Genomic DNA, 12,921 nt, shown 5'->3' on the forward strand with positions numbered 1-12,921 from the left:
TCGTTATCGTGACGCAACCTTTCATGAATGGCGCATCTTCTTGCAGCGGAACCGCCCCCGCGCCGAAACGTCACCGCCCTCGCGGACACGGCTGATCACCGCGGGCGTTCCCCGCTCAATGGTCGCGGTATGCAGGCCGGCCGCGACGGCCATCCGATGACCTGGCATGGGGGAGCCGAGTCGGGCAGTTCGGGATGGCGGCCGCGGCCGGGGTCCCAAGGGGCCCTTGGGTTCTGGCGGGCCCGGGGGTGATCAGATCGCCCCCGCGGTCTCGGGGAGATGGGTGGCGAGATGGTCGGTCAATTCGACGACCTCGGCAAGATCACCGAAATCGCGTACGGCCGTGTCGACGGTCTTTCGAATACGAGTGTTGACGCGCTCGGACCGCACCTTTTTGGCGATTTCCATCGCCCGCTTGGCCCGCACCGCACTCTGTTCCGGTTCGCGCTGGAGAAGGTGCACGGTGGCCATGCCGATGAGGTTGAGTGCGTACGACCGCTGGTGCTCGGTGTCCTGGGCGAACAGGTCGACGGCCTTCTGCATCACCGGCTCGGCGAGGGAGGCGTAGCTGGGGCTGCGGCCCGCGACATAGGCGAGGTCGCGGTAGGAGTGGGAGTTCTCGGCGTGCAGCTCGGCCTCGGAGAAGAAGCGGATCCAGTCGGGCTCGGGCTCGTCGAACTCGAGGGCGTCGGCGAAGGTGTCCTCGGCCATCCGCACGGCACGCTTGCACCGGCCGGGCTGGCCCATGTTCGCGTACGCGCGGGCCTCCATCGCATACAGCATCGCCTGGGTGCGCGGGCTCGCGCAGTCCCGGCTGCCGTACTGCGCGAGGTGGATCAGCTCCAGCGCGTCGTCGGGCCGGCCGAGATGGATCATCTGTCGGCTCATGCTGGAAAGAACGTACGAGCCGAGCGGCCTGTCGCCCGCCTCCTTGGCGGCATGCAGGGCGAGGACGAAGTACTTCTGCGCGGTGGGCTGCAGTCCGACGTCGTAGCTCATCCAGCCGGCCAGCTCGGCCAGTTCGGCGGCGACCTTGAACAGGCGCTTGGTCGTGGCCTCGGGCTGGGGTTCCTGGAGGAGGTCGGTCACCTCGTGCAGCTGGCCGACGACCGCCTTGCGGCGCAGACCGCCGCCGCACTGGGCGTCCCACTGCCGGAACATCACGATCGTGGTTTCGAGGAGGTCGAGCTCGGGCTTGGAGAGCCGGCCGCGGGCACGCCCGAACGGCGCGGGCTCGGGGTCCTCGCGCGGGGCGGCGGAGCTCGGCACCAGCCAGCGCTGCAGGGGTTCGATGAGGGACGGGCCCGCGGACAGGGCCAGCGAGGTCCCGAGGAAGCCGCGCCGCGCCAGCATCAGGTCGCTGCGCGAGAACTCGCTGATCAACGCCACCGTCTGCGGGCCCGTCCAGGGCAGGTCGATGCCGGACACGGAGGGTGACTGGTGGGCGGGGCGCAGCCCGAGGTCCTCGATGGCGACCACACAGCCGAAGCGCTCGGAGAACAGCTCCGACAGGATCCGCGGAATGGGCTCGCGCGGGTTCTCCCCGTCGAGCCAGCGGCGCACCCGTGAGGTGTCCGTGGAGATGTGGTTGGCTCCCAACTGGCGGGCCCTTCGGTTGACTTGCCGCGCCAGCTCGCCCTTCGACCAGCCGCTGCGCACGAACCAAGAGCCGAGCAGCTCATTGGGGCGCTTGTCAGCGTTCGTGCCGCTTCCGCCGTTGCCGCCCACTGGAACGCCCCCATCCCTGAAACCACTTGTGCGCTGTGTGCGCCAAGCCTTACCAGAATGCCGGTCTGCACGGCCCCGCGTCCGACGGTTCTCGGCCGTCGTACGGGAATCGACTTGCCTCCGGCATACCCACGAGTGAGTGCGTCCCCAGGACTCGTGCACTCAAAGTAATCCTACGATCACGCGCCTAGCCATGGCGATTCCAGAAACGCCACCATTCGCCACCCCTTCGAATGAACTCACCGTGGCCCAGGCGCGATTCACTTGACACATGACGGCCGGAAGTGGGTGGAGCACTGCACTCACGGGCGCGCACCAGCGACGCACCACCCCGGTTGCAACCGGGCGCCGCCCGGCCCCGCGGTGACGACCGACGGACGGGGAACTCAGAGTCACATTCCGATTCCGTCCCGTAACCATCGGCGGGTCGGACCCGTTGGAGGGGGTATGGGCTTCACGATCGGCGGTACGCGGGGGATCCGCGAGATCCGGCCCGGTGCGCGGCGCCGGAGCCGCTCGTCCGAGTGCACCGCCGTGGCCGAGTACACCGGCCTGTGGGGCTGGGATGTGGTACCCGGCGCACGGGCGGTAGCGGGGGCGTGCTCCTGCGGCGGATCGGACTGTGACGCGCCCGGCGCGCATCCGCTGGACTTCGCGCCCGTCGTGCGTGCCGGCGCCACGCTGGACGAGGCCGGCGAGGCATGGGCCGAGGTCCCCGGTGCCGCGGTGATGCTGCCGGTCGGCGGCGCGTTCGACGTGATCGAGGTCGCCGAGGCGGCGGGTCGGCGGGCGCTGGTGCGGCTGGAGCGCATGGGCCTCCCGCTCGGTCCGGTCACGGCGACCCCGGAGGGCCGCGCCCACTTCTTCGTCGCCCCGGGCTCCGCGGCCGAGCTCCCGGCTCTGCTGTACCGGATGGGGTGGGACGACGCGGACCTCGATCTGCACGCCCTCGGCCCGGGCGCGTACATCACGGCCCCGCCCTCCCCCCGCGGCGGTCTCGGCCCGGTCCGCTGGCTGCGCTCCCCCGCCCTCGACTCGGCGACGAACCCGCCGGCCGCGCGCCTGCTGATCGGCACCCTGGCATACGTCGCACACCGCTCACGGGCCTGATCCCGGCACAGTCCCTCGGGCACTCGGCCCTGCCAGGGGGCGACAGCCGAGGGCCCCCATCACATCTGCACCGTGTGATGGGGGCCCTTCTCCTCCTACGCCGCCGGCGACGCCGTACGGCTCGTCGCGTGCCGTCAGTCGCCGATAAGCGCATCCACGAACGCCTCCGGGTCGAACGGCGCCAGGTCGTCGGCGCCCTCGCCGAGACCGATCAGCTTCACCGGCACGCCCAGCTCGCGCTGGACCGCGACGACGATGCCGCCCTTGGCCGTGCCGTCGAGCTTGGTGAGCACGATGCCGGTGATGTCCACGACCTCACCGAAGACACGGGCCTGGACGAGACCGTTCTGTCCGGTCGTGGCGTCCAGGACGAGCAGCACCTCGTCCAGCGGAGCGTGCTTCTCGACGACGCGCTTGACCTTCCCCAGCTCGTCCATGAGGCCGGTCTTGGTGTGCAGGCGTCCGGCCGTGTCGATGAGGACGACGTCGGCGCCGATCTCCTTGCCCTCCTTGACCGCGTCGAAGGCGACGGAGGCGGGGTCGCCGTTCTCGGGACCTCGCACGGTGTGGGCGCCGACCCGCTCGCCCCAGGTCTGCAGCTGGTCGGCGGCGGCGGCACGGAAGGTGTCGGCGGCGCCGAGGACGACGGTGCGGCCGTCGGCCACGAGGACGCGGGCGAGCTTGCCGGTGGTGGTGGTCTTGCCGGTGCCGTTGACGCCGACGACCATCACGATGCCGGGCTTGCTGGTCTCGGGCTCGGTGTGAACCGTTCGGTCCATGTCGGTGCCGACCAGCTTGAGCAGCTCCTCGCGCAGCAGCCCGCGCAGCTCCTGCGGGGTGCGGGTGCCGAGCACCTTCACGCGCCCGCGCAGCCGCTCGACCAGCTCGTGGGTGGGCTGCACACCGACGTCGGCGGTGAGCAGCGTGTCCTCGATCTCCTCCCAGGTCTCCTCGTCGAGGTGCTCCCGGGACAGGAGCGTGAGCAGCCCCTTGCCGAGCGCGTTCTGCGAGCGGGAGAGGCGGGCGCGCAGACGGATCAGACGGCCGGCGGCGGGCTCGGGGATCTCGATCGGAGGCGCCTCGACGACGGGCGGCTCCTCGACGACGACGGGAGCGGAACCGGCCGGGAGGTCCACCTCCTCGATCGTCCGGCGTTCCTCGTCGCGCGGCGTCTCGGCCTCGTCGCCGACGTGCGGCTCGGCCGGAGGGGCGGTGATGTCGGGCGTCGTGGGGGGAGCCGGTGGCAGCGGCTTCTTCCGGCGACTGCCGACGACGAGCCCACCGAGCGCGGTGAGCACTACCACGGCGATGACTACAGCAAGGATGACGATTTCCATAACGGGTCCAGTATGCGCGACCGGGCACCGGCCGGTTCGGCGGCGGCTCCGGGGCCGCACCCCTGGTTGTCTGACGCCCCGTCAGCTAACGTCCCTCTGCACACCCGCCCGGCGAAGGTGAGGGGGGCCCGTCCATGCCCGTCACGGTCGTACGCTTCAACCTGGTCGAGCCCGGCGCGACCCCCGCCTCGCTCGGCGCCCGCTACCGGGCGGCCGTGGAGATGGCCGCGTACGCCGACGGCCGCGGAATCACCACCGTGCAGACCGAGGAGCACCACGGGGTCGAGAACAACTGGCTGCCGTCGCCGTTCGCCTTCGCCGGCGCGGTCTTCGGAGCGACCCGGCGGCTCGCGGTCACCGTCTCCGCGGTCATCGGACCGCTGCACGACCCGCTGCGGCTGGCCGAGGACATCGCCGTACTGGACCTGCTCAGCGGCGGCCGGCTGGTCACCGTCGCGGGCATCGGCTACCGGCCGGAGGAGTACGCGCTCTTCGGCGTGGAGTGGACGTCACGCGGAAGGCTCCAGGACGAGCTCCTGGAGACCGTGCTGCGGGCGTGGACCGGCGAGGAGTTCCGGTACCGGGGCCGTACCGTACGCGTCAGCCCCCGCCCCGGCACCCAGCCGCACCCCCTGCTGCTGGTCGGCGGCTCCTCCAGGGCGGCGGCCCGTCGCGCCGCGCGGCTGGGCCTGCCCTTCTTCCCCAGCGCGCACCTGCCGGAGCTGGAGGCGCACTACAAGGAGCGGCTCGTCGAGTACGGCACCGAGGGCTGGACGCTGATGCCGGCCGCCGAGACCCCGCTGCTGCACATCACCGAGGACCCGGACCGGGCGTGGGCGCGCTACGGCGAGCACTTCCTGCACGAGGCACGGACGTACGCCTCCTGGCAGTCCGGTGACATCCGGTCGGCCGTGAGGTCGGCGGCCACGACGGTGGCGGAGCTGCGCGCGGAGGGGGTCTACCGGATCCTGACGCCGGACGCGTGCGTGGCGCTGGGCCTGGACAGCTACGTCCTGCACCCGCTCGCCGGCGGGATGCCGATCGACGAGGGCTGGCGCAGTCTGCATCTGTTCTGCGAGAACGTGCTGCCCCGTCTGGAGGCCGTCTGATCCTCGCCCGACCCCCTCGCCCGATCCTCCTCGCCCGATCCTCCTCGCCCGATCCTCCTCGTACGGCACCGCCGCCCGTACGACGCACCGCCGCCCGGCTCGGGCAGTGACCGAGCCGGGCGGCGGCGGGATACGAGGAGAGGGGCAGCGGGGACTTGGCCCTTCTCCTCGAGCTCGGGGTGGGCGGGTCAGCCCATCTCCTCCAGGGACTTGCCCTTCGTCTCCTTCACGAACTTCAGGACGAAGGGGACGGAGAGTGCGGCGAAGACCGTGTAGATCACGTAGGTCACGGAGAGGTTCCAGTCGGCCAGCGACGGGAAGCTCGCGGTGATGGCCCAGTTGGCGATCCACTGCGCGGCGGCGGCCACGCCCAGGGCGGCGGCACGGATCTTGTTCGGGAACATCTCGCCGAGCATGACCCAGACGACCACACCCCAGGACAGGGCGAAGAAGAGGACGAACACGTGGGCGGCGATCAGCGCGATCCAGCCCTCGGTGGCGGGCAGCTTGCCGTCGACCAGGTGGGAGGAGAACGCCCAGGCCTCCAGCGCCAGGCCGACCACCATGCCGACCGAACCGATGATCGCGAGCGGCCTGCGGCCGACGCGGTCCACGAAGATCATCGCGATCACGGTGCCGACGATGTTGATGATCGACGTCGTGAACGAGTAGAAGAACGAGTCCGTCGGGTTGATGCCGACCGACTGCCACAGCGTGGAGGAGTAGTAGAACGCGACGTTGATGCCGACGAACTGCTGGAAGACCGACAGGCCGATGCCGATCCAGACGATCGGCTTGAAGAAGAAGCCGCCGCCGAGCAGGTCCTTGAAGGTGGACTTGTGCTCGCTCGTCATGGCCTGCTCGATCTGGGCGACACGGGCGTCCAGGTCCACACCGTTGCCCTCGACCTCGGCGAGGATCTCCCGGGCGCGCTCACGCTTGCCGACGGAGAGCAGGAAGCGCGGGGACTCGGGGATCGCGAAGGAGAGCAGACCGTAGAGCACGGCCGGGATGACCATGACGCCGAGCATGACCTGCCAGGCCTCGAGGCCCATCAGCTTGCCGCGCTGGTCGCCGCCCGCGGCGTTCAGCAGACCCCAGTTGACCAGCTGCGAGATGGCGATGCCGACGACGATCGCGGCCTGCTGGAAGGAGCCGAGCCGGCCACGGTAAGCGGGCGGGGCGACCTCGGCGATGTAGGCGGGGCCGATCACGGAGGCCATGCCGATGGCGAAGCCGCCGACGATCCGCCAGAAGGCGAGGTCCCACAGGGCGAAGGGCAGGGCGGAGCCGACCGCGCTCACGGTGAAGAGGGCCGCGGCGATCTGCATGCACCGGATGCGGCCGATACGGTCGGCTATGCGGCCGGCCGTGGCGGCGCCGATCGCACAGCCGATCAGGGCGATGGCGATGACCTGGGCCAGCGCTGCGGAGCCGATGTCGTAGCGGCCCCGGATGGCCTCGACGGCGCCGTTGATCACGGAGCTGTCGTAGCCGAACAGGAAGCCGCCCATCGCGGCCGCCGCCGCGATGAAGATGACGTGCCCGAGATGATCGGGGTGAGCCGTCCCGGCTCCTGACTTGGGTGCCTGCGCTGTGCTGGTCACGTGTGTAACTCCTCGGGCCACCGGCAACGCTGCCGGGGGTGGGGGGCGAGCCCTCTCAGGTGGCGACACCTGAAGGTAAAAGCAACGTTGCAGAGACTATGCCTTCAAGTTTCGAAGTCAATAGGCCAGCGCCTGTGACCTTTGAGACCTGAGGGCTTCACTCTTCGTTCACTTCTTGAACTTGTGGCTTGAGGTCTACCTACGGGTGCCCGGAATCCGTGCGACCAGCCACGACCAGGACGGGGATGAAACCAGCCACGACCAGGATGGGGATGACGGCCGGCTTGGGCCGGGATCAGCGCAGCCGCTGGGAGATGACCTTCGACACACCGTCCCCCTGCATGGAGACGCCGTACAGCGCGTCGGCGACTTCCATGGTCCGCTTCTGGTGCGTGATCACGATCAGCTGCGAAGCCTCCTGCAGCTCCTGCATGATGCGGATGAGCCGCTGCAGGTTGGTGTCGTCGAGAGCCGCCTCGACCTCGTCCATGACGTAGAAGGGGCTGGGGCGCGCCTTGAAGATCGACACGAGCAGCGCGACGGCGGTCAGTGACCGCTCACCACCGGAGAGCAGGGAGAGCCGCTTGACCTTCTTGCCCGGGGGCCGCGCCTCGACGTCGACGCCCGTGGTGAGCATGTTGTCCGGATCGGTCAGCACAAGCCGTCCCTCGCCGCCCGGGAAGAGCCGGCTGAAGACGCCCTCGAACTCGCGGGCCGTGTCCCGGTAGGCCTCGGTGAAGACCTGCTCGACGCGCTCGTCGACCTCCTTCACCACCTGGAGCAGGTCGGCACGGGTCTTCTTCAGGTCCTCCAGTTGCTCGCTGAGGAACTTGTGGCGTTCCTCCAGCGCCGCGAACTCCTCCAGGGCGAGCGGATTGACCTTGCCGAGCTGCTGGTAGGCGCGTTCGGCGGCCTTGAGGCGCTTCTCCTGCTCGGCGCGTACGAACGGCCGCGGCTGGTTGCGCGGGTGTTCGGGGTCCTCGGGCAGTTCCTCGCCCTCGGCGGGCGGCGAGGGCGGCACGAGCTGGTCGGGACCGTACTCGGCGATCAACCCCGCCGGTTCGACACCCAGTTCCTCCAGCGCCTTGGTCTCCAGTTGCTCGATGCGCAGCCGCTTCTCCGCGCCGAGCACCTCACCGCGGTGGACGGAGTCCGTGAGCTTGTCCAGCTCGGCCTTGAGGTCGCGGCCCTCGGTGCGGGCGGCGGTGAGCTCCTGCTCGCGGCGGGCCTTGACCGCCTCGGCCGCGGTGCGCTCGGCTTCCGCCCTGCTCAGCGAGACCTCGACGTGGGCCAGCAACTGCCGGGCACCGGAGGCGACGGCCTCCGCGACGGCGGCCTCGTGCCGCAGCCGGGCCCGCCGCTGCTCGGCACGCGCGCGTGCCTCGCGTTCGGCGCGGGCACCGCGGTCGAGGGAGTCGGCGCGTCCGGCCAGCCCCTTCACCCGTTCTTCGTGGGTACGGACCTGGAGCCGGGCCTCCATCTCGGTCTGCCGGGCGTTCGCTCCGTCGGCGGCGAGGCGGTCGCGCACGGAGGTGTCGGGCTCCTCCTCGACCGGCATCTCCTCGGCGACGGCGACCCGCTCGGCGAGTTCCTCGACCTCCCGCAGGGCCTTGTCCAGGGCGTCCTGCGCCCGGGCCGCGGCCGCGGTGGAACGCTCGGCCTCCCCGGCGGCGCCCCGCGCCTGCCCGGCCAGCCGTCCCAGCTGCTGCGCGACCGCGGACTTCTCCCGCTCGGCCGCCCGGCGCCGCTCCCCCAGCTCCTCGACGAGGGCGGCGCACTCCTTGCGGCGCTCGCCCGCGAGCCGCTGGGTATCGGCCAACTCCTGGCACCGAACGGCGAGTTCTTCCAGTTCGGCGGCGGCCTCGTCGACGGAGGCCTGCACCTCGAGCAGGCTCGGCGCCCCGGCCGACCCGCCGTGCGCGAAGTGCGCCCCGAGGAGATCGCCCTCGGCGGTGACGGCGGTCAGGTCGGGGCGTGCGTAGACGAGTTCCTCGGCGTCCTCCAGGGTGCCGACCACGACGATGCCCCGCAGCAGCCGCCGTACGGCGGGCATCAGCTCGGCGGGACCACGGACGAGATCGGCGGCGAACGGGACACCGGCGGCCGACGCCTGCTCCGGTACGTCGTCGCAGGCGCCGCTCAGCAGCAGCGCGGCCCGCCCCCCGTCCTGCTTGCGCAGCAACCGGATCGCGTCGGCCGCCGAGGCCGGGCTCGTCACGGCGACGGCGTCCGCGGCGATACCGAAGGCGGCCGCGAGCGCGACCTCGTGTCCCTGGGCCACCGTGAGCAGCTCGGCCGCCGGACCCAGCAGACCGGTGAGCCGGTCCCGGGCGCCGAGCAGGGCACCCGTGCCGTCCTTGCGGCGCAGCCCCATGGCCAGGGCCTCGTGGCGGGCCTGGGTCGCGGCGCGCTTGCGCTCGGCCGCGGTGGCCGCCTCGCGGGCCGCCGACAGGGCCGCCTCGGCCTCGGCGAGGGCCCGCTTCGCCGCCTCGTGCCGCTCGGTGAGGTCCGCGTCGCCCGCGTCGAGACCGTCCACCTCGGCCTTGAGGGCCTCGTACTCCTCCTGGGCGGCGACGGCGCGCTCCTGCGCCTCGTCGCGCGCGGCGGCGAGCCGGTCGATCTCGGCCTGGGCGGAGGCGGCACGGGAACGAGCGGCGTTGACCTGACCGTTCAGCCGGGCCAGGCCCTCACGGCGGTCGGCGATGGCGCGGGCCGCGTCCTTCAGCCGCCGCTCCTCGATCGCCAGTTCGCGCTCCAGCTCGGCGCGGTGGGCGACGGTGTCCTCCAGCGCACGCTCGGCGGCCTCCAGGGCGGCCTCCAGCTCGGCCTCCTGCTCCCGGATGCGGGCGGCCTCGCGCTCCATGTCCTCGGGGTCTCGTCCGCGCCGCTCCTCGGGGGGCACCGAGGTGGCGCTCTTGACCCGCGCGTCGGCCAGCGAGACCGTGCCGCGCACCCGCTCCGCGAGCTGGGACAGCTCGTACCAGGTCTGCTGGGCGCGCTGGAGACGCGGCGTCAGCTGCCGGACCTCGTCCTCCAGGAGCGCCTCGCGCTGCAGCGCCTTCTTCAGCTCGGCCTCGGCGGCGTCCTTGCGTTCCTTGAGCGCGGCCTCGTCCGCGATCTCGGCCCGCAGCGCCTCCCGCAGCCGTACGAGATCGTGGGCGAGCAGCCGCAGCCGGGCGTCCCGGAGGTCGGCCTGGATCACCGCGGCCCTGCGGGCGACCGCCGCCTGTCGTCCCAGCGGCTTGAGTTGGCGGCGCAGCTCGTCGGTGAGGTCCTGGACGCGGGCCAGATTCGCCTGCATGGCGTCCAGCTTCCTGAGCGCCTTCTCCTTGCGCTTGCGGTGCTTGAGGACACCGGCGGCCTCTTCGATGAAGGCGCGGCGGCCCATGGGATCGGCGTGCAGGACGGAGTCGAGCTGGCCCTGGCCGACGATCACATGCATCTCGCGGCCGATGCCGGAGTCGGAGAGGAGGTCCTGGATGTCGAGGAGGCGGCAGGTGTCGCCGTTGATCTGGTACTCGCTGCCGCCGTTGCGGAACATGATCCGCGTGATGGTGACCTCGGCGTACTCGATCGGGAGGGCCCCGTCGGTGTTGTCGATGGTCAGGGACACCTCGGCGCGGCCGAGCGGCGGGCGCCCGGTGGTGCCGGCGAAGATGACGTCCTCCATCTTGCCGCCGCGCAGGGACTTCGCGCCCTGCTCGCCCATGACCCAGCTGAGGGCGTCCACGACGTTGGACTTGCCCGAGCCGTTCGGCCCCACGACACACGTGATCCCCGGCTCGAACCGGAGTGTGGTCGCCGAGGCGAACGACTTGAACCCGCGGAGGGTCAGGGCCTTGAGGTGCACGCCGCTGGACTCTACCTTCCGCCGGTATCTCACTCCATGAACCCGCGGTTTCACCGCTGAACGCGCAGGGCACACCATCCGTTAAAGAGTGTGAAAGGGTGCGCGGGGCAAAGAAAGAAGGGACGCCGAGGCGTCCCTTGCAACTCTGACACTGAGCGGTTGATACGGGCGGCCCAACCACTGCTCATGCCTTTGTGGAGCGATGCAGTGATCAGGTGAGCGCAGGCTCCGCCTGGTGTGCGTCGATGCTCTCCATGATCCTGTCGTGAGAAGCGGCAGCCGTCAGCGCGTCGTTCTCCGCCTGGATTCGTCCGAGCTCGGACTCGAGTTCCTGAACGCGCTGCTGGAGCCGTCGCATCTCGGCGAGGAGTCGCGGGTCGGAGCCGCCGACGTAACCGAGAAGCGCCTTTGCCATGATGGATGGTCCTCCACACTGAGTGACCGACCGAAGCGGTGTGGGTCGTGAGGGATTCGCACCCGCGGTGCTTGGCACTCTGGAGTTTTGCGCCGTTCTTACATGCCAAACAGCTAAGGTGCGCGGGGCTTTCAGCGTCTCACCAAAAAGTTTGACGGTCAACACGATCACGCCCCGCATTGGCGGGCAACCCGGGGCGCGCGGCCCTGGACGGGCGGCGCCGCGACTCCTGCGGGCCCCTGTGGACGCGGAGATCATCCTTTGCCGCGGAGCCTGCCACGACGAGCGCTTCTTGGCAACCACCAGGCCCTTTCCGCTACGGGCAGGTGCCAGTGGCAGGTCCCTCCGCTTCCGCCGGGCCTCTTCGCGGCTCCGGCTCAGCGGACGCCGAAGCCGTCATACCCGCCCCGGGGCGTGTCCCAAATCTCAGTGACTCCCTCTACCCGCCCGGGTGTGTCGTCGCCCCGGAGCCAGTCCAGGAGGCCCTCACACCCCTCCCGGGAGCCTTCGGCGACCACCTGGACCCGTCCGTCGTCCAGATTGAGGGCGAAGCCGCTCAGGCCGCCGATCTCCAGCGCCTTGGCCCGGGTGAACCAGCGGAAACCCACACCTTGGACACGTCCGCGTACCCAGGCGATGAGCCGTGCATCGTCGTTCATGGGTGCACGCTAACCGGCCAATGTCCCTGTGGGCACTTCCTCCCCTGGCGCCATGCGGTACCGTCCCGACCCAATGAATCTCATGTGAAACTCACTCGATCGAGTGAGTTGCGCTGACCGCAAGACCAGGAAGGCCAGCAGATGGGACGCCACCGACGCGCCGCCGCCGGACGCGCCGCCTCGGGCCGCGCCACCGGGGTCACACAGAAGCGTGAGACTCCCACGGAGGGCTACGGACCGGAAAACCTCTACGGCTTCGCCGCCGTCCTGGAGGCCGAGCGGCGCGCGGCGCGCCCGCACCGCAGGAAGAAGGCCGCCACCCCGGTGCGCACGGGCCTGCTGGGCGTCTCCGCGGCCGTCGCGCTGGGCACGGTGGCCGTCGCCACCGGGGTGCTGCCCGGCGGTAACCACTTCACGGTGAGCGGCGACGCCGGCGACGCGCAGGCCGGCGGCACGACCCCGTCGGGCTTCGCGACGGAGCAGGGCGGCACGAGCGGCACCGCGAACGACCGCGGGTCCACCTCCACGAGCCGTGACTCCGACCGCTCGGCCACGCCGGCCGCCACCCCCTCGAACCCCTCGCCCTCGGCGTCCTCGCCGTCGGTGCCGCAGCAACCCACGCGGACGCCGACCCCGACGGCCACGAAGACGACGACGGCCGCGCCGCCGGCGCAGAAGACCACCGAGCAGCCGGCCACCCCGCCGGTGCACGCGTCCGGGCCGACCGCGGTGGAGGCCCAGGTGCTCCAGCTCGTCAACCAGGAGCGGGCCAAGGTGGGCTGCAGCCCGGTGACCGCGAGCAACGCTCTGACGAAGCTGGCGGAGGCGTTCAGTCAGGACATGGCCGCGCGGAGCTTCTTCGACCACACCGACCCCAACGGCAAGACGCCCTGGGACCGTGCGGCCGCGCTCGGGATAACCGGCCTTGGCGGCGAGAACATAGCCCGCGGCCAGACGACCGCCCAGGACGTGATGGACGCCTGGATGAACAGCCCCGGTCACCGGGCGAACATACTGAACTGCAACTTCAGGACGCTGGGCGTCGGTGTGCACTTCGGATCCGGCGGCCCCTGGTGGACGCAGGACTTCGGCTATTGAGATAACCG

General features: G+C 71.0%; 9 protein-coding genes. 3 read left to right on the plus strand and 6 right to left on the minus strand.

Features of this window, described 5'->3' with window-relative positions:
- Positions 1–252 precede the first annotated feature (252 nt).
- Complete coding sequence (locus tag ASC56_RS23535) at positions 253–1,728, minus strand: hypothetical protein (protein ID WP_055493503.1); 1,476 nt, start codon at positions 1,726–1,728, stop codon at positions 253–255.
- A gap of 447 nt (positions 1,729–2,175) precedes the next feature.
- Between ASC56_RS23535 and ASC56_RS23540 the strand changes: the two genes are divergently transcribed.
- The gene (locus ASC56_RS23540; RefSeq protein ID WP_055493504.1) at positions 2,176–2,838 is read left to right on the plus strand and encodes a bifunctional DNA primase/polymerase; all 663 of its coding nucleotides are present in this window, start codon (positions 2,176–2,178) and stop codon (positions 2,836–2,838) included.
- A gap of 134 nt (positions 2,839–2,972) precedes the next feature.
- Here ASC56_RS23540 and ftsY read toward each other — a convergent pair whose 3' ends face one another.
- On the minus strand, positions 2,973–4,175 hold the full coding sequence (gene ftsY, locus ASC56_RS23545) for a signal recognition particle-docking protein FtsY (RefSeq protein ID WP_055493505.1): 1,203 nt from the start codon (positions 4,173–4,175) through the stop codon (positions 2,973–2,975).
- Positions 4,176–4,309: 134 nt separating this feature from the next.
- On the opposite strand from ftsY, the gene ASC56_RS23550 reads away from it, so the two are divergent.
- Complete coding sequence (locus tag ASC56_RS23550; RefSeq protein WP_055493506.1) at positions 4,310–5,284, plus strand: LLM class flavin-dependent oxidoreductase; 975 nt, start codon at positions 4,310–4,312, stop codon at positions 5,282–5,284.
- A 188-nt stretch (positions 5,285–5,472) separates the two neighbouring features.
- Here the strand turns inward: ASC56_RS23550 and ASC56_RS23555 are convergent, their stop codons facing one another.
- The 4 genes from ASC56_RS23555 to ASC56_RS23570 form a co-directional block, all read right to left on the minus strand.
- The gene (locus ASC56_RS23555; RefSeq protein ID WP_055493507.1) at positions 5,473–6,891 is read right to left on the minus strand and encodes a sugar porter family MFS transporter; all 1,419 of its coding nucleotides are present in this window, start codon (positions 6,889–6,891) and stop codon (positions 5,473–5,475) included.
- 295 nt (positions 6,892–7,186) lie between these two features.
- On the minus strand, positions 7,187–10,741 hold the full coding sequence (gene smc, locus ASC56_RS23560) for a chromosome segregation protein SMC (protein WP_055493508.1): 3,555 nt from the start codon (positions 10,739–10,741) through the stop codon (positions 7,187–7,189).
- Positions 10,742–10,952: 211 nt separating this feature from the next.
- Entirely contained in the window at positions 10,953–11,156 is a 204-nt protein-coding gene (locus ASC56_RS23565) for a hypothetical protein (protein ID WP_055493509.1), read from the minus strand.
- A gap of 377 nt (positions 11,157–11,533) precedes the next feature.
- Positions 11,534–11,815 carry an acylphosphatase gene (locus ASC56_RS23570; RefSeq protein WP_055493510.1) on the minus strand — a complete coding sequence of 94 codons (282 nt, stop codon included), beginning with the start codon at positions 11,813–11,815 and terminating at the stop codon, positions 11,534–11,536.
- 141 nt (positions 11,816–11,956) lie between these two features.
- Here ASC56_RS23570 and ASC56_RS23575 point away from each other — a divergent pair, with 141 nt between their 5' ends.
- Positions 11,957–12,913: a CAP domain-containing protein gene (locus ASC56_RS23575; RefSeq protein ID WP_055493511.1), complete on the plus strand. Its 957-nt coding sequence runs from the start codon at positions 11,957–11,959 to the stop codon at positions 12,911–12,913.
- Positions 12,914–12,921: the final 8 nt, after the last annotated feature.

Source organism: Streptomyces sp. TP-A0356, assembly GCF_001417775.1.
GTDB lineage: Bacteria > Actinomycetota > Actinomycetes > Streptomycetales > Streptomycetaceae > Streptomyces.

Coding starts and splice junctions, on each gene's coding strand:
- ASC56_RS23550 (WP_055493506.1), top strand. CDS start 4,310: ATGCCCGTCACGGTCGTACGCTTCAACCTGGTCGAGCCCGGCGCGACC.
- ASC56_RS23570 (WP_055493510.1), bottom strand. CDS start 11,815: ATGAACGACGATGCACGGCTCATCGCCTGGGTACGCGGACGTGTCCAA.
- ASC56_RS23575 (WP_055493511.1), top strand. CDS start 11,957: ATGGGACGCCACCGACGCGCCGCCGCCGGACGCGCCGCCTCGGGCCGC.
- ftsY (WP_055493505.1), bottom strand. CDS start 4,175: ATGGAAATCGTCATCCTTGCTGTAGTCATCGCCGTGGTAGTGCTCACC.
- ASC56_RS23540 (WP_055493504.1), top strand. CDS start 2,176: ATGGGCTTCACGATCGGCGGTACGCGGGGGATCCGCGAGATCCGGCCC.
- ASC56_RS23565 (WP_055493509.1), bottom strand. CDS start 11,156: ATGGCAAAGGCGCTTCTCGGTTACGTCGGCGGCTCCGACCCGCGACTC.